This is a genomic window from Streptomyces sp. NPDC037288 (genome assembly GCF_055603265.1).
Genome location: NZ_JBVJVY010000037.1, coordinates 47,882 through 73,811 on the forward strand (window position 1 = coordinate 47,882; position 25,930 = coordinate 73,811).

Annotated in this window: 27 protein-coding genes and 3 pseudogenes; 15 read left to right on the forward strand and 15 right to left on the reverse strand. The window is 68.6% G+C overall.

Annotated features, from left to right (window positions below; translation table 11 throughout):
• Genes ACZ7GZ_RS32330 through ACZ7GZ_RS32340 form a run of 3 tightly spaced genes read right to left on the reverse strand, consistent with a single transcriptional unit; the run spans window position 1 to window position 1,762 of the window.
• Window positions 1–348, reverse strand: a complete 348-nt coding sequence (locus tag ACZ7GZ_RS32330; protein ID WP_471029624.1) for an RRQRL motif-containing zinc-binding protein — start codon at window positions 346–348, stop codon at window positions 1–3.
• A complete protein-coding gene (locus ACZ7GZ_RS32335) occupies window positions 348–1,493 on the reverse strand; it encodes a conjugal transfer protein (protein WP_471029627.1) in 1,146 nt (381 codons plus the stop codon). Before ACZ7GZ_RS32335 ends, ACZ7GZ_RS32330 begins: the two co-directional genes overlap by 1 nt.
• Complete coding sequence (locus ACZ7GZ_RS32340) at window positions 1,493–1,762, reverse strand: DUF6284 family protein (protein WP_471029629.1); 270 nt, start codon at window positions 1,760–1,762, stop codon at window positions 1,493–1,495. Before ACZ7GZ_RS32340 ends, ACZ7GZ_RS32335 begins: the two co-directional genes overlap by 1 nt.
• Window positions 1,763–2,219: 457 nt before the next feature.
• On the opposite strand from ACZ7GZ_RS32340, the gene ACZ7GZ_RS32345 reads away from it, so the two are divergent.
• The 3 genes from ACZ7GZ_RS32345 (at window position 2,220) to ACZ7GZ_RS32355 (ending at window position 5,418) form a co-directional block, all read left to right on the forward strand.
• A complete protein-coding gene (locus ACZ7GZ_RS32345) occupies window positions 2,220–2,978 on the forward strand; it encodes a GntR family transcriptional regulator (RefSeq protein ID WP_471029631.1) in 759 nt (252 codons plus the stop codon).
• The gene (locus ACZ7GZ_RS32350; protein WP_471029634.1) at window positions 2,975–3,652 is read left to right on the forward strand and encodes a P-loop nucleotide/nucleoside kinase family protein; all 678 of its coding nucleotides are present in this window, start codon (window positions 2,975–2,977) and stop codon (window positions 3,650–3,652) included. The genes ACZ7GZ_RS32345 and ACZ7GZ_RS32350 overlap by 4 nt, the downstream gene beginning before the upstream one ends.
• A 173-nt stretch (window positions 3,653–3,825) precedes the next feature.
• Window positions 3,826–5,418: a hypothetical protein gene (locus tag ACZ7GZ_RS32355; protein WP_471029637.1), complete on the forward strand. Its 1,593-nt coding sequence runs from the start codon at window positions 3,826–3,828 to the stop codon at window positions 5,416–5,418.
• A gap of 318 nt (window positions 5,419–5,736) precedes the next feature.
• On the opposite strand, the pseudogene ACZ7GZ_RS32360 reads toward ACZ7GZ_RS32355, so the two are convergent.
• The 6 genes and pseudogenes from ACZ7GZ_RS32360 to ACZ7GZ_RS32385 all read right to left on the reverse strand — a co-directional run.
• A pseudogene (locus ACZ7GZ_RS32360) lies at window positions 5,737–6,141 on the reverse strand (tyrosine-type recombinase/integrase); the annotation flags it as partial.
• A 43-nt stretch (window positions 6,142–6,184) separates the two neighbouring features.
• Window positions 6,185–6,259 (reverse strand): annotated as a pseudogene (locus ACZ7GZ_RS32365) (SCO3933 family regulatory protein); the annotation flags it as partial.
• A 32-nt stretch (window positions 6,260–6,291) separates the two neighbouring features.
• Window positions 6,292–6,510: pseudogene (locus tag ACZ7GZ_RS32370) on the reverse strand (helix-turn-helix domain-containing protein); the annotation flags it as partial.
• A 195-nt stretch (window positions 6,511–6,705) separates the two neighbouring features.
• Window positions 6,706–8,517 carry an IS481 family transposase gene (locus ACZ7GZ_RS32375; RefSeq protein WP_471029638.1) on the reverse strand — a complete coding sequence of 604 codons (1,812 nt, stop codon included), beginning with the start codon at window positions 8,515–8,517 and terminating at the stop codon, window positions 6,706–6,708.
• 382 nt (window positions 8,518–8,899) lie between these two features.
• Window positions 8,900–9,361 carry a hypothetical protein gene (locus ACZ7GZ_RS32380; protein WP_471029641.1) on the reverse strand — a complete coding sequence of 154 codons (462 nt, stop codon included), beginning with the start codon at window positions 9,359–9,361 and terminating at the stop codon, window positions 8,900–8,902.
• Window positions 9,362–9,670: 309 nt separating this feature from the next.
• Window positions 9,671–10,270, reverse strand: a complete 600-nt coding sequence (locus ACZ7GZ_RS32385; RefSeq protein ID WP_471029644.1) for a class I SAM-dependent methyltransferase — start codon at window positions 10,268–10,270, stop codon at window positions 9,671–9,673.
• Window positions 10,271–10,854: 584 nt separating this feature from the next.
• Here ACZ7GZ_RS32385 and ACZ7GZ_RS32390 point away from each other — a divergent pair.
• From ACZ7GZ_RS32390 to ACZ7GZ_RS32400, 3 genes are all read left to right on the forward strand, one after another.
• Window positions 10,855–11,421, forward strand: coding sequence for a Uma2 family endonuclease (locus ACZ7GZ_RS32390; protein WP_471029647.1), 567 nt, complete (start codon window positions 10,855–10,857; stop codon window positions 11,419–11,421).
• 36 nt (window positions 11,422–11,457) lie between these two features.
• Entirely contained in the window at window positions 11,458–12,069 is a 612-nt protein-coding gene (locus ACZ7GZ_RS32395) for a hypothetical protein (protein WP_471029649.1), read from the forward strand.
• A gap of 147 nt (window positions 12,070–12,216) precedes the next feature.
• Entirely contained in the window at window positions 12,217–12,564 is a 348-nt protein-coding gene (locus ACZ7GZ_RS32400; RefSeq protein WP_471029652.1) for a hypothetical protein, read from the forward strand.
• 371 nt (window positions 12,565–12,935) lie between these two features.
• On the opposite strand, the gene arsM is transcribed toward ACZ7GZ_RS32400, so the two are convergent.
• The gene (arsM, locus tag ACZ7GZ_RS32405; protein WP_471029655.1) at window positions 12,936–13,829 is read right to left on the reverse strand and encodes an arsenite methyltransferase; all 894 of its coding nucleotides are present in this window, start codon (window positions 13,827–13,829) and stop codon (window positions 12,936–12,938) included.
• Window positions 13,830–13,934: 105 nt separating this feature from the next.
• Here arsM and ACZ7GZ_RS32410 point away from each other — a divergent pair, with 105 nt between their 5' ends.
• The 3 genes from ACZ7GZ_RS32410 to ACZ7GZ_RS32420 are packed head-to-tail and all read left to right on the forward strand — an operon-like array spanning window position 13,935 to window position 15,493.
• Window positions 13,935–14,309, forward strand: a complete 375-nt coding sequence (locus ACZ7GZ_RS32410) for an ArsR/SmtB family transcription factor (protein WP_471029657.1) — start codon at window positions 13,935–13,937, stop codon at window positions 14,307–14,309.
• Entirely contained in the window at window positions 14,306–15,040 is a 735-nt protein-coding gene (locus ACZ7GZ_RS32415) for an aquaporin (RefSeq protein ID WP_471029659.1), read from the forward strand. Before ACZ7GZ_RS32410 ends, ACZ7GZ_RS32415 begins: the two co-directional genes overlap by 4 nt.
• 30 nt (window positions 15,041–15,070) lie before the next feature.
• On the forward strand, window positions 15,071–15,493 hold the full coding sequence (locus ACZ7GZ_RS32420; RefSeq protein WP_471029661.1) for an arsenate reductase ArsC: 423 nt from the start codon (window positions 15,071–15,073) through the stop codon (window positions 15,491–15,493).
• A gap of 52 nt (window positions 15,494–15,545) precedes the next feature.
• Here the strand turns inward: ACZ7GZ_RS32420 and ACZ7GZ_RS32425 are convergent, their stop codons facing one another.
• Window positions 15,546–15,716 (reverse strand): tyrosine-type recombinase/integrase, encoded by a 171-nt coding sequence (locus ACZ7GZ_RS32425; protein ID WP_471029663.1) that lies wholly within the window; start codon window positions 15,714–15,716, stop codon window positions 15,546–15,548.
• A gap of 530 nt (window positions 15,717–16,246) precedes the next feature.
• Between ACZ7GZ_RS32425 and ACZ7GZ_RS32430 the strand changes: the two genes are divergently transcribed.
• The 3 genes from ACZ7GZ_RS32430 to ACZ7GZ_RS32440 all read left to right on the forward strand — a co-directional run bounded on the left by ACZ7GZ_RS32430 (window position 16,247) and on the right by ACZ7GZ_RS32440 (window position 19,350).
• Entirely contained in the window at window positions 16,247–17,221 is a 975-nt protein-coding gene (locus ACZ7GZ_RS32430; RefSeq protein ID WP_471029664.1) for an STAS domain-containing protein, read from the forward strand.
• A 283-nt stretch (window positions 17,222–17,504) separates the two neighbouring features.
• A complete protein-coding gene (locus ACZ7GZ_RS32435) occupies window positions 17,505–18,017 on the forward strand; it encodes a DUF5994 family protein (protein WP_471029666.1) in 513 nt (170 codons plus the stop codon).
• Between the two features lie 139 nt (window positions 18,018–18,156).
• Window positions 18,157–19,350 (forward strand): PP2C family protein-serine/threonine phosphatase, encoded by a 1,194-nt coding sequence (locus tag ACZ7GZ_RS32440; RefSeq protein WP_471029667.1) that lies wholly within the window; start codon window positions 18,157–18,159, stop codon window positions 19,348–19,350.
• A gap of 45 nt (window positions 19,351–19,395) precedes the next feature.
• On the opposite strand, the gene ACZ7GZ_RS32445 is transcribed toward ACZ7GZ_RS32440, so the two are convergent.
• On the reverse strand, window positions 19,396–19,878 hold the full coding sequence (locus tag ACZ7GZ_RS32445) for a DUF5994 family protein (protein ID WP_471029669.1): 483 nt from the start codon (window positions 19,876–19,878) through the stop codon (window positions 19,396–19,398).
• An 873-nt stretch (window positions 19,879–20,751) separates the two neighbouring features.
• Between ACZ7GZ_RS32445 and ACZ7GZ_RS32450 the strand changes: the two genes are divergently transcribed.
• On the forward strand, window positions 20,752–22,521 hold the full coding sequence (locus tag ACZ7GZ_RS32450; protein WP_471029670.1) for a PP2C family protein-serine/threonine phosphatase: 1,770 nt from the start codon (window positions 20,752–20,754) through the stop codon (window positions 22,519–22,521).
• Window positions 22,522–22,921: 400 nt separating this feature from the next.
• Here ACZ7GZ_RS32450 and ACZ7GZ_RS32455 read toward each other — a convergent pair whose 3' ends face one another.
• From ACZ7GZ_RS32455 to ACZ7GZ_RS32465, 3 genes are all read right to left on the reverse strand, one after another.
• The gene (locus ACZ7GZ_RS32455) at window positions 22,922–23,365 is read right to left on the reverse strand and encodes a hypothetical protein (protein WP_471029672.1); all 444 of its coding nucleotides are present in this window, start codon (window positions 23,363–23,365) and stop codon (window positions 22,922–22,924) included.
• Between the two features lie 199 nt (window positions 23,366–23,564).
• Window positions 23,565–24,092 carry a hypothetical protein gene (locus ACZ7GZ_RS32460; RefSeq protein ID WP_471029673.1) on the reverse strand — a complete coding sequence of 176 codons (528 nt, stop codon included), beginning with the start codon at window positions 24,090–24,092 and terminating at the stop codon, window positions 23,565–23,567.
• A 27-nt stretch (window positions 24,093–24,119) separates the two neighbouring features.
• Window positions 24,120–24,572, reverse strand: a complete 453-nt coding sequence (locus tag ACZ7GZ_RS32465; RefSeq protein ID WP_471029675.1) for an undecaprenyl diphosphate synthase family protein — start codon at window positions 24,570–24,572, stop codon at window positions 24,120–24,122.
• Window positions 24,573–24,636: 64 nt separating this feature from the next.
• On the opposite strand from ACZ7GZ_RS32465, the gene ACZ7GZ_RS32470 reads away from it, so the two are divergent.
• Both ACZ7GZ_RS32470 and ACZ7GZ_RS32475 read left to right on the forward strand, forming a co-directional pair.
• Complete coding sequence (locus tag ACZ7GZ_RS32470; protein WP_471029676.1) at window positions 24,637–25,473, forward strand: TrmH family RNA methyltransferase; 837 nt, start codon at window positions 24,637–24,639, stop codon at window positions 25,471–25,473.
• Window positions 25,474–25,609: 136 nt separating this feature from the next.
• A partial coding sequence (locus ACZ7GZ_RS32475) for an Ig-like domain-containing protein (RefSeq protein ID WP_471029677.1) occupies window positions 25,610–25,930 on the forward strand: 321 nt, incomplete at its 3' end.

Genomic DNA, 25,930 nt, shown 5'->3' on the forward strand with positions numbered 1-25,930 from the left:
TCAGGCACTCCTGAGGTCTTGGGAGGGTTCGGGGAAGGCGCAGGGCACGCACGTGCCGAGCGACGGCGGGATGACGTAGCCGGCGTCGCGGCGGCATGCGGGGCAGGTGCGGCGCGCGCGGTTGGCCTTGGCCAGCGCCGCCCACCTGGCCGGGGTCATCGGCCGTACGGGCATGGCGAGGTCGACGCGGTACAGGTAGGCGACCAACGGCCCGCGCCGGCGGCGCGGGCGTTCGAGCTGGGCGACCACCGGCTGACCGCCGGGGCGCAGACCGCGCGCCCGCAACTGTCGGTAGGTGGCGTATCCGTCCGGGGCCAGGCGCCACCGGAACACCGGCAGCGCCCCCATCAGAGGGCCCGCTCGGCGAGCAGGGCGTCACGCAGCTTGCGCGCGTTGGCCGGAGAGGTGTGCAGGGCCCGGCGCAGGCCTTCACCGGTGATCTGTGCGTCCGGCCATTCGGCCGTCACGGTGCGGGCCTCGGTCATGAGCTGTTCCGGAGTGCGCCGGGTCCGGGGGGCCTTGGCGGCGTCCGGAACCCGGTAGGTCGCCCGGCGCGGCTGGGTCGACTCAGCCGCCACCGACCGTAGTGCCGCCGCCCGGGGCGCGGTCGGCTCAGGGGTCGACTCGATCGGGGCGGGCAGGGCGGAGAGGGGCTTGAGTGGAAGGCTCGACTTGCCCACGTCCGCCGGGACCGGGTCGGGTACCGGGAGACGGGTCAGGGTGATCGTGACCGGGGTCGATCCCGGCTGGTCAGCCGTAGACCGAATCCTCTCCGTCTCGGACGATTCCTCCGCATTCGTGCTCACGGTGGTCGCCGGGCCGATCGGGTCGACCGACGGCAGCGCCGGCGGATCGGTCGGGGTGGTGAACATGCCCGCCAGCGCGGCATCCGCACCCGCGGTGACGCGCTCGCGCTGCACATCGAGCAGCCGCGTTCCCAAGGCGTGGTCGCCGGTGCCGACCCTGCGGGCCAGACGCCACGACTTGCGCTCCGACCACTTCTTCACGCGGTCGCTGGGGTGGTTGGCGGCCACAGCCCGGTGATAGGCCAACTGCCGTACCACGGCCGCCGCGCGGGCTTCGGCTTCGGCGTCGCGGCCGTCGGTGTGGACGACGATCCGCCGGGCCAGGAACGCCATGCCCTCCGCGGACACGCACATGCCCATCGGGGTCACGGCGTAGATCACGGTACGGCCGGCGTCCGGGCCCGCCATCGCCGCCATGACGGACGCGGCGGCGGGCAGCGCCCACAGCCCCAGCCGGACGACGCAGGGTGAGGACTGGCCCAGCATGGTCAGCCCGAGCAGGACCAGGCCGAGCACGGCGGTCGCGCCCTCACCGGCGGCGACCGCACCGAGCGCGGTACCGGTGCCGTAGGCGTGGCCGATGTTGCTGAACGTGCCGTACCCGCCGATGCCGCCGACGGCGGCCATGATGACGAACGCGGCCCCCAGCACGATGCGCTGCGGAGTGGTCAGTTCCTTGTGGTTCATCACGCCGCACCGCCCGGCAGGCTCGTGCCGGCCGCACGGTTGGTCAGCGCGACCCGCGCGGCGAGCGCCCGGCGGCGGGCCCGGCGGATGCGGCGGGCGTCCAGCTCGGTCGGGGTGCGGTCAAGGATGATGATCTGCGCGTCGAGCAGCTCGACGTCCGCGAGGATCGCGGGCATCTCCAGCTCGATCGCATCCAGTTCCGCATCCGTCGGCTCCATGAAGTCGGCGAACGCGGTAACAGCGTCCTGAACAGTAACGATGTGGCTCATTGGGTCTGGTTCCTCTCACACAGGAACGGCCCGAACAGCGGCCCCGGTGTTCCAGCACCGGGGCCGCGCGCCGTTGAGGTCGGACTGTCCGGCTCCCCTCAGCGCTGCTCGTGCGAGACGAGCAGCGGAGGCAACCGGCCGCAGCGGTGAGCACTGCGGAGGCGTGGTCGTGCGGGTGTCTCCTTCGGGAACACGGGCTCCCGATTCAGGCGTATGGAGACGTGACCTTGCGGTCTAAGCCCTCCCGAATGACCAGGGTCGGGTGCGCCCTCAGCCCGCTCTGTCCCGGGCCCCTTACCTCCTCCACGCCCCTTTGAGCACAGGCGTGTTGAGGTCTTGCACCCGCTGTTCGGACGGCCGACCAGCGGGCACATCCCTAAGGTTCCCTAGGGTTCCCTGCGGTGTCAAGCGGTAAGCTAGGGAACCGCAGGGAACCGCAGACGAGGGAGCTAACGACATGGCCGGTCAGGCCGACAATCGGGCGCCGTACGCCAAGATCGCCGCCCACTACACGGAGCTGATCGAGTCGGGCCAGCTACTGCCGGGATCACTTCTGCCGAGCATCAAAAATCTCTCGGAGGAGTGGGGCGTGAGCACCGCAACGGCCGAGAAGGCGCTGCGCAAGCTACGCAACGAGGGTCTAGTCAGAGGGATTCACGGGATCGGGACGGAAGTTCTAGACCGACCCGCTCCCATGTCTTCAGGATCTCAGCGTCAGGACCGGGGCCGCCGTACTGGCTCAAGTTGGGGATCCGGCGAAAGGTCCGACTCACACCAGGCCTCTGTCGTGCCTGCGCCTCCGGACGTAGCCCAGGTTCTGAGCATTGAGCCGCGCTCCGACGTGATCCGTCGGCGCCGGGTGTACAGGGACCGACACGGCATCGTGGCGCACAGTACGTCTTGGATCCCGACTCGGTATGGAAAGCTCATCCCCCAGTTGGCACTGAGCGAGCGACTGACCGGGGGCACATCGCTCCAGCTCATCGCCGAGGCGACCGGCCTCCCGATCACTCATCGGATCGACACCGCCTCAGCGCGCCTGCTAACAGCGGAGGACGCGCAGCTCCTGGAGTTGGATCCTGAGAATCCGCCGGCCGAACCCGTGGTTGTAATGACAGCGAAGTTCATCGACAGCGAGGGCAACGTCGTGGAGTACGGCGTCGACCTCGGAGGCCCTGGTCGAACCTGGCGGACGGAATCAGAGGTCTTCCAGTGACGACCATCGACGACACGCTCATGAGCGTGCTTGAAGGCCGCATGGGCACTCTGCTTGCCGCTCGCCGTACTGGCCAGTTCACCCCCGAAGCCGAAGCGGAGATGTCTGTGATCTCCCAGACCCTGACGAGACCGATGCCCGCACGCCCTCCGTTCTGCGTCCTTATGGCCGGCCTCCCCGGCTCTGGCAAGACCACTCTTTCCCGGACCCTGACCGATCGCGGATTCGTGCGCCTGTGCCCGGATGAAGAGATGTACCGGCGTCATGGCGTTTACGGGGTGGACTTCCCGCGAGGCACCTTCCCCACCCTTGAGCGTCCGGTCCTTGAGGACGTGGCGGTCGAACTGCGGGAGCTACTTCAGGCAGGGCACGACGTTGTGGTTGACCACGGCTTTTGGACACCAGACGACCGCGCCCGGTGGCGAGCCATCGCTAGCGACGCTGGCGCAACCCCAGTGCTCGTGTATCTCGAAGCGAGCCACGATGAACTCTGGTCAAGGATCAGGAAGCGCAACGAAGCCCACGCGCACGATCCCAACTCGATCTACTTCTCAGAGAGTGATCTCCAGCGGTACCGCACTCGCTTCGTACCCCCCAAGCCTGACGAACCGCATCTCACGTATGACGGCGATCCTGCGGCCGTGATTGCTGTTTTGGACTCCGCCGAACACTGACTCTCGCCGTCTCGAACAGAAGACCACGCGGATTGCTCCGCGAGGTCAGAAAAAAACTCTCCATCCGAGCTCGCGTAACGCAATAATGACGGCTACACCCGGCATGGGAACGAATTGATACGGAAACAGGGCTCTTCGTGGTAGCCCTGACTTGAGGGTAGGGGTGGGGTCTCATGTCAGACGTCAAACAACTGCTGGTTGCGGCGTTCGGAGAAGAGTTCGTACGGTACGTCCTCAATATCCCGGAGCCAGAGAGCCTGGACAACCTAACAGAACGTACCCCCATGGGCGTTTTGAACACCCTATCCTCTCTGGCCTTGCAATCAGTCCATACGGGCTTCATTGATATCAACCTCATTGCCTCAGGCCAACTGAGTGCCTTCATGCCTGAAGAGGGTACGTCCGTCGTTCACTTCCTGCGCAAGCTTTGCGGTGGAAGCGTGCAGGCAGAGGTAGCGGACACAGAGGACGAGATGCTTTTCGCGCTCCGCTCTATAGCGCTGGACATCTGGCCTGTGCTTCTGATGCCACCACCAAAGATCCAGCGAGGGGCTGGGTTCTTCATGGCCAGCCCTGCTGGCTTGATTCAGCATCCCAAAGCGGCAGAAGCAGCTGAAATATTCATGCATGATCCGTCGCTAAGTAAACTTTTCCCTCCTGCCACTGGCAGCGAGCAAGGAGAACTCCAGCCATTGATGGACTCGGCGGAATGGGTGGTAAATGTCGGTTCCAGCGGCACACGGCAACTAGTTGGCGTTCTCTCCGGACTAATCTATGACGCCAGACTACGCGTGGCCCTAAACGGACACCAACTCACCTACGAGCGCCTTTCCGAGTCCTTGAACGACTCCCTGAAGGCTCTCCGTTTGCTGGCAGACGGGAAGGATGTAAAGATCCCAGCCGTCATCGGCTATAGCGGCCTTAGTCTGGAGGACGGACAGTCCATCGACTTTACAGATGGCGTTCTTCGTGGCGTACGTCCTGCCGAGCGAGGGATTCTCCTTAACAACAGCGGCGCAACTGGAGCTGTTTACGAGACGCACTACGCGGTACGAATCCTCCACGTATACAGGGGCAACCCCGGGAGCGACGATTGGGCTAAGCCGTTCATGAAGTACAGAGCGCGAATTGAAGAGTCTGCCAGGTCCTTCGAATACAGTCTTGACAAAGTGAGGCTGGCACTCCTTCTTTGCTCCGAGGAGGGGACGCTACTCGCACCAAAAGAAGAGTCTCGACTCGTCATCGACCCCGCAAATATGGGAGGCGCAAGTTATTGGAGCGCTAGCGAGCATACACCTGCCAACAATCAGCTTCTCGCAGACAAGCACGGTGAAGTTGTTGCCATGTATGACGTGATCAGGAAAAAGCACCCGGAATCGCTGAACATCGCCATGAAACGGCTTCTCTCTGCGGCCTCCTCCCGTTGGAATTCCAACGATGCACTGATCGACGCCCTGATCGCCTGGGAGAACATGTTTGGCACTCGGACTGAAACCACATTCAGGGTGACGGCATCTCTCGCTAAAATTCTTGAAGAAACCACAGAAAAGCGCCTAGAGCTACAGAAGGAACTCAACAAACTCTACGGTGTGAGAAGTTCGATGGTGCACGGCGCCAAAGAGCCGGACCCCGACACCGCTGCGAAAAACAGAGAGAGAGTAATCCGCGTGGCCATCGATGGGCTCAAGGCTCTATATAACGAGCGGCCGGAACTACTCTCCATGCCACCTGAAGACCGCAGCAAGACCGTGTTGCTTGACGGATAACGCACGGGTCGTGCGGCTCCCTTCAGGAGCGGCACCCAACCGCAATCGCCAGACAGCAAGCTACTGGCGTACGCCAATCCGTGCCTCCGGCTGACGGCACTAGCTGACGGCAACACCAGCGCACGTTGCCGTACCTGGAGGACCGACCGCGCACCCGGCAGAGCAGGCTGAGCGTGCCAAACAACCGCTCACCAGATTGCCCGGATGAACTCCTAAAGCGGGTGTCGCAGGTTCGAATCCTGCCGGGGGCACCAGGCAAAAGGCCACCTACCGATCTTGGTAGGTGGCCTTTGACATCTAGTTCATCAACGGGGGCGGTCACTCCCGACCGGGGCGCCGCTTTCGCAATAGCCGGTCCATGTGGCTCATGGCCTCTCGCTGGGTGTCCTGGACGACGTGCGTGTACACGTCCATGGTGATGCTGATCTGGCTATGCCCGAGGATCTCCATCACGACGCGGGCGCGATCCCAGCCGCTGTGAGGAGCGTCGCCGTGCCGGGCGTCGTGCAGCCGGATGACCCGGAGGGCGGCCGACTCGGCAACGCGGGTGAAGGAGCGGTAGACGTTCCGCGGCTCGACCTGGCGGCCGGTGCGGGTGGTGAAGACGTGGCCGGACTCCTGCCAGTGCTCCCCCGCCGTGGCACGAGCAGCTGCCTGCCGCATCCGGTGCCAGCGCAGAGGCGCGATGCAGAAAACAGGCAGCGGGACGGCTCGGCGACGACGGCTCTTGGGATCGTCGTCGTAAAGGACGCCCCGACGGCGCTGCGTCCTTGACCTTCGGCTGCGGGTTCTTGGCCACCATCACGGTGGCGGCGGACGTGTCGACGGGAATCTGACGCACAGCAGATCACTCCTCTATAGAGGCTGGACTCCGTCACACACCAGAGCCTCCACCTCCCCGGCGATCCGGTGCGGACACGACGCCGGCCGGTGCGACCGGTCCGCCAGACCCGGCAGACCCGACTGCTCGTACTTGCGCACCCAGGAGTGCACCGACTGCCTCGACACCCCATACCGGGCGGCGACTTGAGTGACCGGAACCCCCGCGGCGACCTCCATCACCGCGTGATACCGCTGCTCGACCACACTCAGCTCCACCAGCACGGCCCCGGCCCTCCCTGCACACGCCGATCAGACGCGCACAGCCAAGCCGAGGCAAGCGGTGTCAAGCATCAGGTGAAGCCACAACGTCAAGCATCAACCGAGACAAGACAAACGACACCTCATCCCTGTCGGATCCCAGCTGATGCCTGACGTTCCGGTCCCGGGTGATGCTTGACGGTGGGCCTAGACAACGTAGGGAGCCCCGTGGGGCTTGTTCGCTTTCACGTTACGGACCGGGACGTCGGTCGTGCGCCGGCTCACCCGGATCTGGCCGTCCAGCTCGATGCTGATCGTCGTGTCGGACACGTGGACGGTCACTGTCTGGCCTGCGTAGGGGCGGCCGAGGGAGACGACCTGGCGGCAGACCATGACCGTGCCTACCGCGCTGACCCGCCGCTGCACCCGCACGGGCTCGGTGCCCGGACGCGGCGGCGGTCCGGCCGGACGCAGGCCCCGCAGCCTGCGGACTTCCTCACTGGTCAGCGGGTTGGGCCGCACCCGCAGCAGTTCCCGCGAGGACGGATCGAAGAACGACAGCGTCTCCTCGTCGATCCGGATGCCCACCTGGCGGCCGCCGAGGATCTCCGCCGCCAGCACCTGGTGGCCGCCCAGGCCGACCAGGCCGCTGTTGTTCACGACCCGGTCCACCTCGAACGCCGCCCCGTCGCCGGCCGGAAGCGGGGCCGGTCCGGCCACACGTCCGCCCCGGGCGGCCAGCCGCCCCAGATCCGCCACCGACAAGTGCGAGCGCACGGTCTTGATCCGCGCTCCCGCGATCAGCAGATGGATCACCGAGGTGTCCGCCCAGAAGGTCACCGTCAGTCCTGAGCGGGCCGGACCGAGCCAGAACTGCTTGCCCGCGACCTGCAGATTCCCACTCGCAGGCACCACCCGCTCGAACTCCACCGGCCCGCCGTCGTCCACCTGCACCACCTCGGGAAGAGGGGCAGGGGCAGGCGGCGCTTCGGCCGGGTCCGACGTCACCGCGGGGGCCGTCCGCTGCTGCGGCACCAGCGCGAGCACTCCGGGGATCTTCAGGCCCAGGACGTCCCGTTCCTGCTCAGCAACCGGGGTGAACCGGTCGCCCGGAGACTGCATGTCCAGCGCCTGATGCGGACGCATGGAGTTGTATTCCTGCACCCACGCATCCAGTGCTGCCTGAGCCGCCTCGATGCTCTCGAACGCGCCGCAGTCGTCGAGGAGTTCGCGCCGCAACGTCTGATGGAACCGCTCGACCTTGCCCGTCGTGGTCGGAGAGGCCGGCTGGGTGAGCCGGTGCGCGATCCCGTTCTCCCGACAGGTCCGGTCGAACAACACCTCACCGCCCTGTCCGAACCGGTCGGTGAACTGCTTGCCGTTGTCGGTCAGCACCTCCTCCGGCACCCCGAACGCCTGCAAGGCCCGGACAAAGGCCGCACACACCGCCCGGCCGGTCGCCCGCTCGACCACCGACGCGATCACGCAGTACCGGGAATGGTCATCCACACCGGTCACGACCTTGGCCTCGGTCAACTCGCCGGTGACCCGATTGACCAGCATCACGCCGCCGACGATGTCCATCTGCCACAGCTGCATCGGCCGATCCCGCTGCCAGCGCTTGTAATCCGACCGCTTCCGGCGCCGCGCTCCCGGCTCCACCAGACCATGCCGGACCAGGATCCGATACACGGTCATCCGCGACGGCACCGGGCTCACCGTCCCGGACCGCTCCAGCACATGAGCGATCCGCCGCGGACCCCACTTCGGGTGCTTGCGCCGCAGCTCACACACCGCAGCCTCCACCTCGGCAGAGGCCTGATGCGGACACGACACCGGCCTGCGCGAACGGTCCGCCAACCCAGCCAGACCCGAAGCCTCATACCTCGACTTCCAGCCGCTGACCGTCTGCCGGGACACCCCCAGCGACGCGGCGACCTCGGTCACCGTCACACCCGCCAGCACGGCCAGGACAGCCCGGTATCTCTGCTCGACAACCGACAACTCCACCAGCGCCAATCCCGGCCTCCTGCCACGCGCCGCAACGACGCGCACAGAAAAGCCGATCACGGCCACTGTCAACCATCAGCTGGGACCGAACTGTCAAGCATCTACCGGGATCGGACACGACACCTCATCCCGGCGGGATAAGACTTTCCCTACTTCATCAAGCACCCGTCGTCGCTCCGCTCCTCCGGGCGGGCGCGGGCGGCCGACGGCGCCCGCGCTCATGTCTCCGCCCCGGTCGGCTCCGCGACTTTAGCCAGCCACTTTGGCGCAAGCCTCGAAGATCATGGCCCTACATCGGGCACTAACGGGCAGGTCCACAAGCCTGCCCGATCCGCGGGCCAGCGTAAGGGGCCGTGATCACTCGCGCCAAAGCAGCTCCCGGCCAAAGTCGCTACGCCGACCTAGGATCTGTCCGGCGCGGCCAGAGCGGTCTCAGGACGATGCTCAGTGCGACCAGGTCTGCGGCGACAAGGACCGTGACGTCGGCCCAGTTGTAAGGCAGGGTCTTGGCGACCGGAAGGGTCACCAGCGAGGCGACCCCCTGCAGGACGGTGGAAATCTCCGATAGAACTTTCACCGCCGCGCCCTTCCACGTGCGGAACGCCGCGATCCCCCAGAGCAGAGGGAAGAGCAGGCAGACCATCGCAGCAACGGCGAAAAACGGCAAGGCGATTACGTTCCCCATGTTTCCGCCGCCAGGTGAATCGTCGCCGGGGTCGATCACCGGGTGTTCCACGTACCAGTTCGCGAGGAGCGTCGCCTGCACGAACACGGCAGGGAACACGGCTGAGGCCAGGGCGGCCGCGCCGTACCAACGCCAGGATCGGGTCGCCGCCCCGCCAGTCTCTGCCACCACTACTCCTTCCCCCATCCAACCTGCCACAGCGTCACCCACCGCTCACCAAGGCACGTGTCTGCTGTCGGCATGCCCGTCCGGCGCCCGACACGTTCCGTACCCAGAGGGGAGCGGACGTTGAGCCGCAGCCTAACCGTGCCCGTTGCGTGCCCGGCCCAACGGGATGTAGCGGGGACTCACGGGGAACAATGGCGCCGATGGCGCTTCGGCCAAGGTCAGGAAGTTGCCAGGTCAGCCACCATCCACATACGCCGTCTTCCAAACTGGGGCTGCTCGCGCCGGCCGCTGCGGTCGAGCAGCCGCCGGTCAGCGCCGACGAGCACGGAAGTGCAGCCAGTCACGGTGTGTTGACCGGCGAGAATGACCGACTACGTGAAAGCCCACCTCACCTAGCTGGGCGGCAAACGGCTCGGCCCGGTGCAAGACGTACCAGCGTCGGCGACTCGACTGGTAGGAGACAGGCTCCCAGAGCTCGCCGTCACCTTCGGCCAGACTCGTGATCAACTGGCCCCCCGTGCGAAGCACTCGCGCGAACTCGCCAAGCACGACCGGCAAGTCAGACCTTGGGATGTGCAGCAGCGCGGCGGCGCACCATATGGCATCCAACGAGCCCGTTGCTATCGGTAGTGCACGCATATCGGCTTGCGCGACGCCTAGCGTGCTGTGCGAGGAGAGCATCCCCCAGGAAAGATCGAAACCGCTAGCGCGGAAGCCGTATTCTCGCAGTAGCCGTGTGTGGTGGCCGGGGCCGCAGCCAATATCCGCAACGCGCGCTCCGCGCGGAAGCACCGCCGACAGGTAATCAAGCTCAGCCGTGATCCACTTGGCCGGTCCGGCCCACCGCTCCGCGTACTCAGACGCGATGACGTCGTACGTAGCCCGTGTCTCAAGTATGTTGTCGATCACGCCGTCACCCTACGACGTGGGTGCGTGGGACACCTGAGATCCAAGACTGTCCTCAACGAGTGTGAGTAGGCGGCAACCTCGGCATCGCTCAACGCACGGACAAAGCCGCGGTAGAGCCCGGTGGCCAGGAACTAGCCGCAGCGATCAAACGTCAGTTGCAGTACAGCAGCGAAGTACAGCAACCTCGTTGACCGCAAGCATCCGTTCATGCTCGGCAATGGCACCGTGACCAGCACAGGAGACCTCAGCGACCTTCGTGCCGTGCCTGACCAGGCACGATGCGCCAGAAAGGCCCCTCGGAAGTGATCTCCGAGGGGCTTTTTGGCCTTGCATGGGACGGCCGGGTGGGGACGACCAGGAGACCCACGTGATGGACGCCACCGATATCGGCGCCTTTCCTCGGACGGAACGTCGCCAAGGGCGAACACCACGCCACCGCCGTCACACCGACCGGATGGGTTCGCTGGTCGGATGGCGGCCGACGGGGAGGGTGCGTGAGCGAGATCAGCGTGCCGGACGGAGGGCAGACAGTACGCTGAATCCAGCGGGATCGGGCCCGCTGCACAGTGTCCGGGAGGTGCTTCATGACGGCCGAGATGGTGGCCCCGGCGTGGATGCATGAGCAGATCACGGCGGAGGAGTACGAGTCCTGGTCCGAGGAGCAGTGCGCCGGTATCGAGATCGTGGACGGGATGGTCGTCGTGAGTCCGAGTGCGTCCAAGCGGCACAACCGGCCGGCGCGGATTCTGGCGAACGCCCTGGACGCCGCCGCGGGCCCGGAGTGGAACGCTGACACGGCCTTGGACGTCCGACTTCAGGACGTCCCGCTCACCAATCGCCGCCCGGACGTTGCCGTGTACCGCGCAGACACGATCGACATCACCCCGACCCGCCCTGAGCACGTGCTGCTGGTCGCGGAGGTGGTGTCGCCAGGCTCGGAGACCACCGACCGGATCGTGAAGGTCGACCAGTACGCCAAGGCAGGCATCGGCTTCTATTGGCGGATCGAGCAGGCCGCGACAGGCGTTCCTCTCGTGTACACCTACGTTCTCGACCCCGCGACGAAGACCTACCGGGAGGGAGAGATGTTCACCGGCGTCCTCAAGGTAGCGGCCCCCTTCCCGGTGGAGATCGACCTCGGCCAGATCTGACCCTCGCGCTTCTCAGCAGCCGGCAGCGCGTGAGCGATGCGTGAGCGTACGGCCCGCTACAGGGCGGCATGGGCCAGGATCATCGCGCTGTCGTTCTTCATGCTTGCCGCCTACGTCGCCGTCGATGCCATACGGTCCCTGACCGGCATGGGCGAAGCCACCAGCTTCCTGCCCGGCATCGTGCTGGCTGCCCTCTCCGTGCCCCGTCATGCCCGTTCCTGTCCGCCGCCCGGTGCCGGGCAGGGCGTGAACTGGGCTCTGCCCCGGCGGTGGCGGACTAAACAGAGGCTGCTGTGCACGTACCGGTCCGCGGTGCTCCTGGCCAGCCTGGTCCAGGGCGCATCGTTGTGCGACACCGAGCTTCAACTGGGTCTCGCACAGGGCGCCGACGGATGGATCCAAGTCGGAGACACCAGCGCCTCATCACCGATCATCGCGAGCGTCTACGCACCGGCCGGAAACACCTCTCAGGTTGTCAACAGCTGGTACCCGTACAGCCACACGTCGGCGCTCAACGACGCCACGTCGTGCGGCAACGGCTTCTGCGGAGACAGTTACGTGTGCACCGCGGGGTCTGGATACGACGGGCCGACCGGCCTCGGCACGCCCAACGGCACTGGCGCCGGGGAACAACAGGGAGCCAGGTGACACCCAACGCGACTGCAGATACTCCGCAGCAGGTCAGCAGCACCCCAGCTCCTAGGTCACCCAAGCTTCCCAAGCTGATGGCCTACCGCCGGCCGTGACCTCATCGGCCCGCTTCCCTGCACCAGGCGACGGACCGATCATTAGGTCATGGTGTCAAGCATCGTCGTTCAGTACACCGAACTCCTGCGGACCAGCGAACACGCCCTGTGGAGCCGGTTGCGGGAGCTCCTGAAGGTGCAGGGGCTCGATCCTGACCGAACGGTAGTCGTCGACCTCCTGCAGGAGGGCCCCGATCACGAGGACGGTCAAGTCATCTACGAGGACGGCAGGGTCTACAGGTTCACCCTCTTCTATGACCAAGGCGCAGAGCACGGCGCGCGCAGCGCCAGCCTCTATGGCTGGACTGACATAACCGATGCTTGGCGGATCGGATCTCTGGCTACCCGAACAGCAGACGCCTTCGCTTGGATGTCTTCGCCCGGAGGCCTTGTCTGAGTTAAACACCAGGTCAGGTGCCCTCCCGTCCAGCGGACGGGAGGGCACCTGCGCTTGCAGCACACATATGGCACACATGCCGTGGGCGCGGATGGTGGGGAGATGGGCGAACTGGAGGATGTCCGGCGTGCCGCTCGCGAGGCCGGCCACCGGCTCGGATGGAAGACCACCATCCATCTGGTCGGTGACCGGCTCTTCGTCCTTGACGAGCGGGAAGTGCCCGACGAGATCGAGCGGATCGCCGGTGATGCAGCAGGCGCGGCCCTGATGGCGGTTCCTGAAAGCTCAAACAGCCCCATCAGCCCCTGGACAGGGCCCGGCGCGATGGCCGCTGAACCGGCAACTGGCACCACGCGCTTACGCGCGTGGGCTCAGTTCTGGCATCCGCATCCCGACGCCGTCTTGGCTTCGCCGACGGTCAGGGTGGGGTCGGCTGAGGTTTCGTCCGGGGTGCAGCAGGCGTTGACTCCGCAGCAGGCGTCGGCCGGCTCGGCAGCCTCGGAGCGAGTGCCGGCCGTGACCGGCTTGGTGGCACGGACGATTGCCGAGTGCATTCCGTCCGCGACCCGATGGGTCGGGGTGATCTCGATGTCCGAGAACCCGGCGGCTTCCAGCCCTGCGCGGTACTCGGCGAAGGAGAGGGCGCCGGCGATGCAGCCGACGTGGTCGCCGCGCTCGGCTCGCTGCTCCCGTGTGAGGGTGTCGTCGGCGACGACGTCGGAGACGCCGATTCGGCCGCCGGGCTTGAGGACGCGGAAGGTCTCGGAGAAGACGGCGGGCTTGTCGACGGAAAGGTTGATCACGCAGTTCGAGATCACCACGTCGACGGTGTTCGGGGGCAGCGGGATGGACTCGATGGTGCCCTTGAGGAACTCGACGTTCGTCGCGCCCGCCTTCTCGGCGTTGGCCAGGGCCAAGGCCAGCATCTCGTCAGTCATGTCCAGCCCGTACGCCTTGCCGGTGGGACCGACGCGACGGGCGGAGAGCAGGACGTCGATGCCGCCGCCGGAGCCGAGATCCAGGACGCGTTCACCCTCACGCAGCTCTGCGACGACGGTCGGGTTGCCGCAACCGAGGGAGGCGGCCACGGCCTCGGCGGGCAGGGCGGCGCGCTCGTCGGCGGCGTACAGCGTCGAACCGAAGTGCTCGTCGACCTCGACCGGCTCCGGCCCGCAACAGGCGGCGCCGCCCTCGGTCACCTTCACGGCCGCCGCGGCGTAGCGCTGGCGGACGGTTTCCCGCAGGTCAGTGGACTGCTCGCTCATGACTCACTCCCAGAGGGCGGGGCATGGCGGTGCCCCGGAACGGCCTGTATTGACGTTCATTGATGCAAGCTTGCGCGCTGAATCGAAAAACGTCAACATAGAGGCATGCCGAAACAAGAGCTTGAGGTGATCGGGCAGGACACGGCCTGCTGCGCGGGCCTGTCCACCGCGCCGCTGGATGAGGCACAGGCGGCCGGGCTGGCGAAGGTGTTCAAGGCCCTGGGCGACCCGGTCCGGCTCCGGCTGATGTCGATGATCGCCTCGCGCGGTGAGGGCGGCGAGGTGTGCGTGTGCGAGCTGACGCCGGCCTTCGACCTGTCCCAGCCGACCATCTCCCACCACCTCAAGCTGCTCCGGCAGGCCGGGCTCATCGACTGCGAGCGGCGCGGGACCTGGGTCTACTACTGGGTGCTGCCCGGTGTCCTGGACCGCCTCGCCGCATTCCTGACCGCGCCGCACACCGCCGGAACCGCCGCATGACCGCGCCCCTGGGCCGACGGCTCGCCGCTGAAGCCGTAGGAACCGGGCTGCTGGTGGCAGTGGTGGTCGGCTCCGGCATCCAGGCCACCGAGCTCTCACGCGACGTGGGCGTACAGCTGCTCGCCAACTCCCTCGCCACCGTCTTCGCCCTGGGCGTGCTGATCGCCGTACTCGGACCGGTCTCGGGCGCGCACTTCAACCCGGCCGTCACCCTCGCCGCCTGGTTCACCGGCCGCCGCAAGGCCGACGGTCTCACCCTGCGCGAGGTGGCCGCGTACGTGCCCGCACAGATCGCCGGGGCTGTCGGCGGGGCCGTCCTGGCCGACGCGATGTTCGCCAAGCCGCTGGTCGAGTGGTCCACGCACGACCGGTCCGCCTCTCACCTGTGGCTCGGTGAGGTGGTCGCCACGGCCGGGCTGATCCTGCTGATCTTCGGACTCGAACGCATCGGCAATGCCTCCCTCGCACCGGTGGCCGTGGCCTCGTACATCGGGGCCGCCTACTGGTTCACCTCCTCCACCTCGTTCGCGAACCCGGCAGTGACCATCGGCCGGGCCTTCACCGACACCTTCGCCGGCATCGCCCCTGCCTCCGTCGCCCCGTTCATCGCTGCCCAGCTAGCAGGAGCTGCGCTCGGGCTGGGCGCCGTGATCGCGGTGTACGGCCGTCCCGGCCCCGCTGCGGACGAGGTCGTGGTCCCGCACGGCGAACCCGGATTCGCCTCCTCCTGACTCGCTCCGCCCTCCCGAAAGACGCCTGCCATGAGCACCCCCGCCCCGCGCCCCTCGGTCCTGTTCGTCTGCGTCCACAACGCCGGCCGCTCACAGATGGGCGCCGCGTTCGTCACCCACCTCGGCGGCGGCCGAGTAGAGGTCCGCTCGGCCGGCTCCGCCCCCGCCGACGCGGTCAACCCCGCCGTCGTCGAGGCCATGGCGGAGGTGGGCATCGACATCTCCGCCGAGACCCCCAAGGTCCTCACCACCGAGGCGGTGCAGTCCTCGGACGTGGTGATCACGATGGGCTGTGGCGACGCCTGCCCCGTCTTCCCAGGCAAGCGGTACCTGGACTGGCAGCTGGATGACCCCGCCGGGCAGGGTGTCGACGCCGTCCGGCCGATCCGGGACACCATCGAAAAGCGCGTACGTGACCTGCTCACCGAACTCGGGATCTCCGCGGCGGCATGACCACCGCGGCCGTCGGCGCGACGTCGGGCCCGCAGCACGGACAGCGCACACATCACGCAGCGCCCTCTTCCCAAACGGCCACCGCCAGGGTCAGCGTCGCCGACTTGTGGTCCAGCATCGTCTGTACGACATGGACGTCGGCGCCGCCGGCGATGGCAAGCGAAGCCGCCGTATGCCGCAGCTTGTGCGGGGTGACCTCGAGGTGGCCCGGGCCGGCCTTCACGACCCCTTCACGACCCCGTCACGACCGCCGGCGCGGAGCACCGCTGACGGAAGTCGCGGTCCCGCAGCGGTCCGCCCTGCGGGGCGGTGAAGAGCAACTCCTCATCTCCCCGCCCCTGGACGTGGGGCTTCAGCTCCTCGGCCGGGAACCGCGGGACCGGTACGGACCGACGCTCGTGGTTCTCGGGAGTGTCAGGTTGCCCTCGGCGTACGCCTCGACGACGTCACCTCCCGAAGAGGTAGCCCAGACGGCCCGTGCGGTGGTGCGGCCCCTGCCGTGCCGCGCGCCCGTCGCCTCGGGCTCTTCCGGTCGCGGACGACGTACGGTTGAAGTACCGAGGGCACCACGCACTCCGGCTGCCACGCCGGGTCGTCCTCGGCGAGAGACGAATCCGGGCCGCCCCGGTGGTCGGCGCGGAGACGGGTCGGCATCATGTCCGCCGCGGTCGGAGCAACTCCACGCAAGCTCATCATGGCTGGGGCCGCGCTGAGCACCCGCGCAGGTCCGCAACCCCGCCGAGGGGAGGCGTGATGGCTTTTTCCCGGCTGGACATCCATCGGCGGAACCGAGGAGAGCGGACACTCGTCACGCTGGCCGGTGACATCGGGCCGGCCACGACGCCGCTGCTGCGGGCCGCAGTGGAGCAGTGTCTGCTGGACGGTGTCACCGTGATCGACATCGACCTGACGACGGTCGGCTCCTGCGACGCCAGGGGTTTGGACGTGCTCCTGTCGGCATCGCGGCGCGCCGGCCGGGTCCACGCCTGCCTGCGGCTGCACCACCCGTGCGCGCAGATCACCCGGCTCCTCGACGCCACCGGATCCGCTTCGCTACTCCTTACGGCCCCCGTGAGTCCCGCGCCGCCCGCCGCACCCGGCGACCTCATGGGTACCGCGACGCGGGCGCCCGAGAACCCCGCTCGTCGGCCGGACCAGCCTGTCCTCAAGGACGGCATCCGCCTTCGCCGGCTGACCCGCTGGCAGGCCGAAGACATGCGCGAGGACATCGCGGACCTGGCTGCGGAGTCCGTCACGGGCACCCCCGGCGAGGCGTATCACGCCCGTGCAGACTTCCTGCACCGCCTGGCGGTCACCGCCCACCGCCCCGGCTTCGCCCTGCTGGTCGCCGAGACGACGGGGCTGGTCGGATGCGCCTTCGGTTATCCGGTGGGCCCTGACGGCTCCGGCCGCCCGTGGTTCGACGGAGCGCTCCAGGAGATCATCCAGCGGCTCACCTCCCGCCCGCGGTTCGTCGTCCTCACCCAGATCGTGGCCCATCCGCACGCTCAGCACCGCGATATCGCCCGCCGCCTGCAGCGGCGTCTGCTCACAGACCTGCACTCCTCCCTCGGGGTCACCCTGCTGCATCCTGCCGACCAGGCAGGACAAGCCGCCTTCGCGTCCTGGGGCTGGCAGAACATGGGTGAGGTCGTCGGGCTGCCCCCTCCCGTCGCCCCCTGCGTGTTGATCCTGCCGGTCGAAGGACTGCCGCCGGCCCGCCGATGATCTGACAAAGGGGCGTGAGCCGGCCGTCGTACCGGCCGGGGCGGTCACGCCACCCGGCGTCCGCCGTAGACGTGCCTCCACGCGAGGGTCGCCTGCCTCCGCACGGTACTGAGGGCCGCGCCACTGCGGGCCGCGCCGCACGGTACTGCGGGCCGCGCCGCCCGCCACGGCCGGGCGTAGCCTGTCAGGTACCGGGAACTTTCGGGCGCACGAGCACGGCAGCGCCGTTCCCGCCGAGTGACAGAGACGGGCAGCCGGAAGCCGCCCGGAACGGGATCGCACGATGGACGCCATCACAAGGCCCGCCGAAGGTACGGCACCAGGTGACGGACACTCCTACCGGATGCCGTTGCCCCGGCTGCGTCTCACGCCGGACGTCAGCCATGGCCCGCTGGACGGGGCGTGGTGGCCGCGCTGCGACGCACTGGAACTGGAGCTGCCCGCGCTGGTCGGCTCACTGGATCCGAGCGTCGGCACCGTCACCCACGTCAGGGTGGGGGCCGCCGCCTGGCCCGACGCCCCGCAGGAGGTGATGGCGCCCGGGCATGTGATCGAGGTGGTCCTGACCGACCTCGACGCCGAGGCCCATGCCATCACCGTGGACTGCGGCACCGTGGGACGCTGGGAACTGTTGGTGATCCCACCCGACGAGCCGGCCGGAGCCGCCGCCCGGCTGCTGACCGCCGCCGCCGACCCCGGGAACCCACTGTCGGCTCCCCGCCTGCTGGCACTCGCCGAGAGCAGCCTCGACGGACAAGACACATGGGAGTCGGAAGGAGGGCCCGGGCTCAGATGAGAGCCCGACGTTGTCGGGCCCAGGTGACCGGCCGGCCGGTCCGGTCGTCGACGACCTCCGGTGGAGCGATGACTCTGACAGTCCCTTCGTCGTCCCACCCCGCCGCAACCGATAGGCGCGGACCATGGCGGGTGAGGGGATGACGCCCGAACGGCGAGCGGACCGCTCCGAGAGCTTCGGGGAAGCGCTGCTGGGAATGGTCCTCGATCGCGCGCACGAGCTTCCTCCCCATCTCATCGGGCCGCTGGTCGCCGACGTGGTGGAGCGGTTGGGGGGCCGCCGTCCGCAGGTGCTGCTGCAGGACTACGGCCAGCTGAACCTCGTACCCCTGCCCGGCGAGGGCCTCACGGAGGGGGTGCCGCAGATGATCGACGACTCCGAGGCGGGGCGCTGCTTCCTCGACGCGGCCCCCGTCGAGGAGTCCGACGTCGACGGCGTTCGGCTCCATTTGCCGCTGCTGGACGGCGGTGACCAGGTGGGGGTCATGGCGGTGACGCTGGACAGCGTCGACGACCACGACCGCCGCCTGCTGGGCAGGATCTCCGGCCTGGTGGCCGACCTGCTGGTGACCAAGCACGGCTACTCCGACCTGTTCTTCACCGTCCGACGTGATGAGCCGATGAGCGTCGCCGCGGAGATCCAGTGGTCCCTGCTGCCACCGCTGGCGATGATCATGCCCAGGGTCGCCGTGGCCGGGATCCTGGAACCCGCCTATGACGTGGCGGGTGACAGCTTCGACTACGCGCTCAACGGGGACGTCCTCCACGTGGTCATGATCGACGCGATGGGGCACGGCCTGGACGCGGCCACGATGGCCACCGTGGCCATCGGCGCCTACCGCCACGCCCGCCGCTTCGGCATCGGGCTGTCGGAGATCTACGACTTCATGGACCGAGCAGTGGCGGAGCAGTTCGGTCCCGAGCACTTCGTCACCGCGCAGATGATGCAGCTGGATACGACGACGGGACAGGTCCAGTGGGTCAACGCAGGGCATCCGCCGCCGATCCTCGTCCGCAACCACCGCGTCGCGGACCGCCTGGTCGCCCCGACGACCCTCCCCGTCGGCCTGGGTGGTTCGGAGCCACGGATCAGCGAGCTGAGACTGGAACGCGGGGACCGCGTCGTCTGCTTCTCCGACGGACTGGTCGAGGAGCACAAGACCGGCGGGGAGGAGTTCGGGGAAGAGCAGCTGATCGACTGTGTGAACCGGCTGGAGAAGACCGGCCGCGGGATCCGGTCGGTGGCCCGCTCCCTGTCCCACACACTCAAACGGGCGCGGGGCGGACGCACCACGGATGACGCGACGCTGCTCATGGTGGAGTGGCGCGGCTGACCTCACCATTGGTGTCCGGCGCCGCTCTGCCGACCGGCCCGCTCGTCAGTCCGGCGGCACCTGCGCGCTTCCGGTGTCGATGAGAATCCGTCCCGCCTGACGGACGTTGTCGGCCCGGACGGCCTGAGCCATCGCGGCGCGGGCGGCCTCGGGAGCCGCGTCCGGCGGAACCACCAGCAGCGAGAAGATGTCCCGGTCGCCGCGGGTGATCAGGACGGTGTCGTCGCCCACCGGACAGGAGTCGATGTGCACCACCCGCTCGTCGACGACGATCCGCGTCGGGAGCCCTTCCCAGGCCGCGGTGTCCAGCCCGACGCGGGTGACGGGACCGAGATAGCCGGTGAGGGCGCTCAGCAGCGCGGGCAGCTCGGCGTCGATGTCGCGTGACCGCGGCCACCACGCACCGTCGAGGACGCCTTCGCGCGACTCCGTGGTCTCCAGCCGGAGCAGCGCGCACCCCGGCCGTACGGTCTCGTGAACGCCACTGGGCAGATGCCGGGAATCGGGCTGCGCATCGGAGCCGGTCATGAGGACCACCCGTCTTCGGAATCGGTGCGATCACGGGACTCGCCTCGCCTTGTCCACGCTACTCCCCCTGCCACGGGCGCCGACGCCTCAAGAAGGCACCCTCTCCCGGCCCCGGCGAGATCGCGTGCGACCCACGTGAGGCCGGGAAGCCGCTCCCGGGCCACGGACCTCCGCCGAAGCCGGCACGCCGTCCCGGCGGTACGGCGGTACGGCGGTACGGCGGTACGGCGGTACGGCGGTACGGCGGTACGGCGGTACGGCGGCTGGGCGCCGGCGCGGGTGCAGGCTTCGGCCGGCACGTCGACTGCATGGGGTCCAGGTACAGGTGATCACCGGCGTCGCCTTCGGCAGGGGGACGCCGACAGCCGGGTCGACCGCCGGACGAGGAGCCTTGACCGCCGCACAGCCGAGCCGCTCGGCACCTTCTGGCCCGAGGTCACCGGCCGCCCACTCGCCGCCGTAGCCGCCCGGCAGCCGCTGACGCACACCGCCGGCGTCCCGCCGCGGGCGCAGCTGAACCACCTCTGCGGCACCGGCCCCGCGGCGCCTGCGGCATCGTCGGCGTCTTCACCATCCCCGCCGGCCTCGCCGACCTGGCCGCCTTCCTCCGGTACGTGCGCGCTCCCGCCGTGTCCCAGTTCCGAGCCGGTTTCGGCAACCCCTCACGACGAGGGCCGCGACGGCCGACGCGATCCCCTACCGGCAGTGACGGACACGACCGGAGCCGCCGTACAGCGGTGTCGCGGAGGCGCCGTCGCGTCGGGCGTGCGGCCGGATTCTCGTTCTCGTACGGAACCGACGGGCACCGGCGTCTTCTGCGGCCTGGAAGACCGAGGCACCGGTGGAGTGCGCCGTGAAGGGGATAGCGGCATCGTGGAGGACGTGAGGCCCGGCGGAAAGCACGAGTGGCGGCTGTCGGCGGCGGAACCGGGACTGTGGCAGCGGGTCGTCGAGCAGCTGGGCACGGCGGTGACCGTGATCGACCCGGCGGGGCGGATCGTCGCGGTCAACCCGGCCGCCGAACGGCTGCTGGGGCGCGCGGCAGCGGTGGTGGACGGGCAGGACCTGCACGACCTGTGCCATCGGGATCCGGGAGGCGCCCGGATCCCACGCGAGCACTGCCCACTGCTGCGGGCACTGGCCGAGGGGCGTCCGGCACGCGGGGACGACGACAGGTGCCTGCGGGGGGACGGACGGCTGGTCCCGATCTCCTGGTCGGCCACTCCTCTGAGGCGGGACGGTGTCTCCCTGGGCATGGTCGTGATCACTGTCGAGACCGCTGCGGACCACCGCGCCCCCAGGGAACGCGCGGAACGTGCCGAGCGGGCGGAGCGTACCGAACAGGCGGAACGAGCCGCTCGTACGACCGCTCTGGAGAGCCGCGCCGAGCGGTTGACGCTCGTCGCGGAGATCACCGAAGTGCTCGGTCAGACCCTGGAGGTGGACGAGGCCCTCGCCCGGTTGAGCCGGCTCCTGGTTCCCCGTTTCGCCGACTTCGCGGCGGTGGACCTGCGGGTCGGCTCCCGTCAGGTGCACCGGGTGGCGGTGACCGGCCCGGAGGGTCGCGACGCCGGGCAGGAGGACTGGCGCGGACACCTTCCGCCGCCGACCGGGGAAGCGGCCCACTCGGCCCTGGTCCAGGTGCTGAACGGAGGCGGCCCCGTCCTGCGGAACCGTTCCGGCATGGGGGCACCGCCGGACTCACCGTTGGCCGCCGTCCACCACGCCTTCCTGGAAGCGACCGGCGCGACATCGGTCATCACGGTGCCGTTGAGCGCCGGCCGGCAGGTCACCGGCGCCCTGACACTGGTGCGCAGCGCCCCGGCACGGCCCTTCGACACCGGCGATCTGGACGTGGCGAGCGACATCGGCCGCCGGGTCGGCCCGGTCATCGACAACGCCCGCCGGTTCGGCCGGCAGCGCGAGGTCGCCGAGGCCATGCAGCGCAACCTCCTCCCCCCGCTGCCGGAGCACGGCCGCATCCAGCTGGCCGCCCGGTACCAGCCCGCTCCGGCCGGCTCGCAGGTCGGGGGCGACTGGTACGACGCGTTCACACTGAGGGACGGCACGCTCGCCCTGGTCATCGGCGACGTCCTGGGCCACGATCTGACGGCCGCGGCCGGCATGGCGCAGTTGCACGGCATCCTGCGCTCCCTCGCCTGGGACCACACGGGGCCGACCGGTGCCGTCGTGGACCGACTCGACGATGCCATGCACGCCATCACGGCCGTGTCGATGGCCACCCTCGTACTCGCCCGGGTGGACGGCCCGGACACCGGCCCCTACACGCTGCAGTGGACCAGCGCCGGGCACCCGCCGCCCCTTCTGCTGACCCCCGACGGGAACGCGCAGTACCTCGAAGCCGGGCAGGGACTGATCCTCGGAACCCACCTGGGCGGCAGCAGCCATCGGCCGAGCGCCACCCACGCCCTGCCGCCGGGATCCACACTCCTTCTCTACACCGACGGCCTGATCGAGGTTCCCGGCAGCGACCTGGACGCCGGGCTCGACCGACTGCGCCGCCATGCCCTCGCCCTCGTGCACGAACCGCTGGACACCCTCTGCGACCGGTTGTCCGCCCGGGTGCCCCCCGGCAGCACCGACGACATCGCCCTCCTCGCCCTGCGCCTGCCCATGCCCTGAACCGGGCGGAGGCGTGACCGGCGCCGGGGGGCACACAGGACGCCTGGGAGGGACGAGGGACGAACCGCCGACGCACGCCCGGCCACGCCGACCCGGGACACACAGGCCGACGAGCCTGCCCTCGATCGGTGAGGTTTTCCGGTACGACGGCAGATCACGTGCGCTTTGCGGGTTGGAAGGCCGAGGATGTGGCACCCGGTCCATGAGCGGGCCGAACGCGCGAACCGCGTCCCGCAGGGCCAACGGTTCGGCAGTGAGCCGCAAGCCGCACGAGGCCGGTGCGACCCACTCAGCCCGGTCGGTTGTCGCTGCGAGGTTGCCCCGGCGACAACCGTCCGTCCGGGCCGGTGCCCTCCGTCTTCCGGCGTCATGACCACCTGGCAGGAAGCCCTGGAGCGGCTCAGTCGCCGGAGTAGCCCCAGAAGTAGATCTCCTTCGGTTCACCCTCATCGTCGTGGAGCACGGCGCACCGACCGTACCAACGCCAGTGGTCGAATTCCTCGAGACGCGGCACGTCGGCCCGGGTGAGCTTCCGCCTGCCCAGGACACGCAGCGCCTCCTCCTCGGTCACCTGCTTCATCGTGCAGTAGTCCGGATCCTCATCCGGCCCGATGATCCGGAGGATGTCGAGGATCGAGTGCGTCCCCTCGTGCTGGACGAGTTCGTGCTCCCACAGCTCGTCCATGGTCTGCGGCCACGGCAGCCGCTCCTCCTCCGGCGTCCAGTCGGCACCAGGACCCCAGTAGTACTCCCGCTCCTCGAAGACCTTCCGCCGAAGCCCCTCGAAAGCCCCGACGAGATCCTCCTGATAGGGGACGGAATAGTCCCACCCCGACGCGCCCATACGCCCCTCCCCATCCAGCCTTCCAGAACGGCCGGACGCTAACAGCAGCCACTGACACAACCGACCCCGCTCGACAGCGTCCTACTCGTCGTCTTGGTCCCAGCCGAAGGCGACCCCTTCAGCCGCAAACGATCGCAGCTTCCCAAGCTGACGGCCCCGGGCTGAGGCCCTCGCTGCACAGCCGCGAGGACGGACGGCCCTATCCTGCTGCCCCGTCTCCGGGCGCCCAGGCGGACTCCACGCCGTACCAGGCTGACGGCCCGCCGAGCGCCTGGACGAGATGCTCCTGACTCGGATCGAGTGACCGACGGGCCGCGTTGACGAAGCTCAGGTGTGCCTCGTACAACCCTCCGTGAATCGGCCGGAGTTCTTCCAGATCCGTCGGCTGCCGGCCATGGAACAGGATCGTGAACTCCTCGATGAAGTAGCAGATCCGCTCGGCCGCCGCCATGGCCTCCTGGCTTGCCACCAGGGACATCGACTGCAGGGCGGCATTGAACGGACCCCAGACGACGGCGGGTGCGCGTCTGTCGACGAACGCCTCGCGAAGCTCCATCTCCACGGCGCCGAACGCCTGGAGGAACTTCTCGTAGGCGGCGGTCCGCGACTCCTGGAGCCACTGGCGGTTCTGGCTGCGCCGCCCCACGACACCACCCGCGATGACACCCACGACGGTGGCGGCGATGCCTCCCGCGGTGGATATCAGGAGTCCCCAGGGGAGGGCCACGTGCGTCTCCTTCCAGGTCGGTCGGGCTCAGGTTCCCGTATCAGGACCGGCAAGATCAACGAGTGGAGCAAGGACCACGACGTCGAACCGCCACGAGGCCTTGCACCGGCCTCGGACCGACCCCCTGGAGCGGTGATCACGTGTCGGGTGAGCCGGGCAGGCGGCCTGGGGTCTCCAGGCGCAGCACGAGTGCGCGGAGGGCACGGAGTTCGGCGTCCAGGGCCTGCCTTCCTTCGCGGGTGAGGGTGACCCACGTTCGGGGAGCCCGGTGTACTGCTCGATGGCGTGCCACAGGTCTCGGCGGTCCACGTCCGGCCGGCAGGTGTCGAGGAAGAGCGGTTCGGCGTAGGTGGCCTGCCAGGGCAGGAAGTTGGAGGTCCGCTGGTCGCCTCCGGTGCGCAGCAGCAGGTCGACGTCGGGCAGTTCCAAAACCGTGGGCCACCCGTGAGCGGGCCGTTGGCGGGGCACCCGCCCGGTCACGGCTCCACGGAATCCTTAGGCTGGCGTGAACAGGCCATCAGTAGCGGCTCAGCTTGGAGAACACGTGCCACCGGTCCAGCGCATCACCTCCCGCAACGCCCGCTTTCAGCAGTGGGAGTCGCTGCTGAACAACCGCAACAAGCGAACGCGCCTGCGCGAGTTCCTGGTGCAGGGTGTCCGTCCCATCTCGATGGCGGTCCGGTACGGCTGGCCCGTCAAGGCGCTGGTATACGACGGCAGGCGGACGTTGTCGCAGTGGGCGCAGGACCTGCTGCACAGTGTCGACGCCGAGCGGGTCGCCATGGCGCCGGACATGCTGGCGGACCTCGGGGAGAAGAACGAAGACGCGCCCGAGCTCGTCGCCGTCGTCGGGATGCCGGCCGACGACCTCGGCCGGTTCGACGCCGACGGCACCTTCCTGGGTGTCCTGTTCGACCGGCCGACCAGCCCTGGGAACATCGGCAGCATCATCCGGTCAGCGGACGCCTTCGGGGCGCACGGGCTGATCGTGTCGGGACACGCGGCCGACGTGTACGACCCCAAGTCGGTGCGGGCGAGCACCGGTTCCCTGTTCGCCGTCCCCGCGGTACGCGTGCCCTCGCCCGGCGACGTGATGGCCTGGATCGAGGCGAAGCGGGCCGAAGGGCAGTCGATCGCGCTGGTCGGTACCGACGAGAAGGGGGACTGTGATGTCTTCGACTTCGACTTCACCCAGCCGGTGTTGCTGCTGGTAGGAAACGAGACGTCCGGGCTGAGCAGCTCCTGGCGGGGCCTGTGCGACCACACGGTCAGCATTCCGATGACCGGCTCGGCGAGTTCGCTGAACGCCGCGAACGCCGCGACCGCCGTGCTGTACGAGGCTTCCCGGCAGCGGATCGCTGCGAGGAGGCGGCCGGCCTGACTCTGTCAGGCCCTTTCACCCGCTTGCCGCCGCCGGGGCCTTGCCCGGCGTACGTACGAAGTTCCGATCCGATGCAACCCGGGCCCGGTCCCGGGCGTATAGGAGGCGATACCGCACCTTACTTGGGGGGATTCACATGCACTTGGACCGTTCGGCCGGTCGGACCGCCGGCCGTCTCGGCGCCGCTGTCGCGACCTGTATCGCTCTGCTCTCGGCCGTCGGCTGCTCGACGGACGCGGGGACCGGCGTTCGTACGGCCGACGGCGCGGCGGATGCCCGGGCCTCCGCCGCGGCGCCCGCGAAGGCCAAGGGCGACGACGACGGCACGGGCAGGACGTCCGAGGGGCGCCCGGCTCCGTCCCTGCCGGAGCCCGCCGTGCTCGCGCAGGCGCGGGTGAACATATCCGACGGGCAGACGGTCGGTGTGGGCATGCCGATATCCGTCACCTTCCCTCAG

What these genes read in the sequence shown, in the direction of transcription:
- ACZ7GZ_RS32410 (WP_471029657.1), top strand. Translation starts at nt 13,935, where the DNA reads ATGCCGAAACAAGAGCTTGAGGTGATCGGGCAGGACACGGCCTGCTGC.
- ACZ7GZ_RS32395 (WP_471029649.1), top strand. Translation starts at nt 11,458, where the DNA reads ATGCGTGAGCGTACGGCCCGCTACAGGGCGGCATGGGCCAGGATCATC.
- ACZ7GZ_RS32340 (WP_471029629.1), bottom strand. Translation starts at nt 1,762, where the DNA reads ATGAGCCACATCGTTACTGTTCAGGACGCTGTTACCGCGTTCGCCGAC.
- ACZ7GZ_RS32400 (WP_471029652.1), top strand. Translation starts at nt 12,217, where the DNA reads ATGGTGTCAAGCATCGTCGTTCAGTACACCGAACTCCTGCGGACCAGC.
- arsM (WP_471029655.1), bottom strand. Translation starts at nt 13,829, where the DNA reads ATGAGCGAGCAGTCCACTGACCTGCGGGAAACCGTCCGCCAGCGCTAC.
- ACZ7GZ_RS32435 (WP_471029666.1), top strand. Translation starts at nt 17,505, where the DNA reads ATGGACGCCATCACAAGGCCCGCCGAAGGTACGGCACCAGGTGACGGA.
- ACZ7GZ_RS32390 (WP_471029647.1), top strand. Translation starts at nt 10,855, where the DNA reads ATGACGGCCGAGATGGTGGCCCCGGCGTGGATGCATGAGCAGATCACG.
- ACZ7GZ_RS32355 (WP_471029637.1), top strand. Translation starts at nt 3,826, where the DNA reads ATGTCAGACGTCAAACAACTGCTGGTTGCGGCGTTCGGAGAAGAGTTC.
- ACZ7GZ_RS32420 (WP_471029661.1), top strand. Translation starts at nt 15,071, where the DNA reads ATGAGCACCCCCGCCCCGCGCCCCTCGGTCCTGTTCGTCTGCGTCCAC.
- ACZ7GZ_RS32455 (WP_471029672.1), bottom strand. Translation starts at nt 23,365, where the DNA reads ATGGGCGCGTCGGGGTGGGACTATTCCGTCCCCTATCAGGAGGATCTC.
- ACZ7GZ_RS32335 (WP_471029627.1), bottom strand. Translation starts at nt 1,493, where the DNA reads ATGAACCACAAGGAACTGACCACTCCGCAGCGCATCGTGCTGGGGGCC.
- ACZ7GZ_RS32330 (WP_471029624.1), bottom strand. Translation starts at nt 348, where the DNA reads ATGGGGGCGCTGCCGGTGTTCCGGTGGCGCCTGGCCCCGGACGGATAC.
- ACZ7GZ_RS32440 (WP_471029667.1), top strand. Translation starts at nt 18,157, where the DNA reads ATGACGCCCGAACGGCGAGCGGACCGCTCCGAGAGCTTCGGGGAAGCG.
- ACZ7GZ_RS32430 (WP_471029664.1), top strand. Translation starts at nt 16,247, where the DNA reads ATGGCTTTTTCCCGGCTGGACATCCATCGGCGGAACCGAGGAGAGCGG.
- ACZ7GZ_RS32345 (WP_471029631.1), top strand. Translation starts at nt 2,220, where the DNA reads ATGGCCGGTCAGGCCGACAATCGGGCGCCGTACGCCAAGATCGCCGCC.
- ACZ7GZ_RS32415 (WP_471029659.1), top strand. Translation starts at nt 14,306, where the DNA reads ATGACCGCGCCCCTGGGCCGACGGCTCGCCGCTGAAGCCGTAGGAACC.
- ACZ7GZ_RS32445 (WP_471029669.1), bottom strand. Translation starts at nt 19,878, where the DNA reads ATGACCGGCTCCGATGCGCAGCCCGATTCCCGGCATCTGCCCAGTGGC.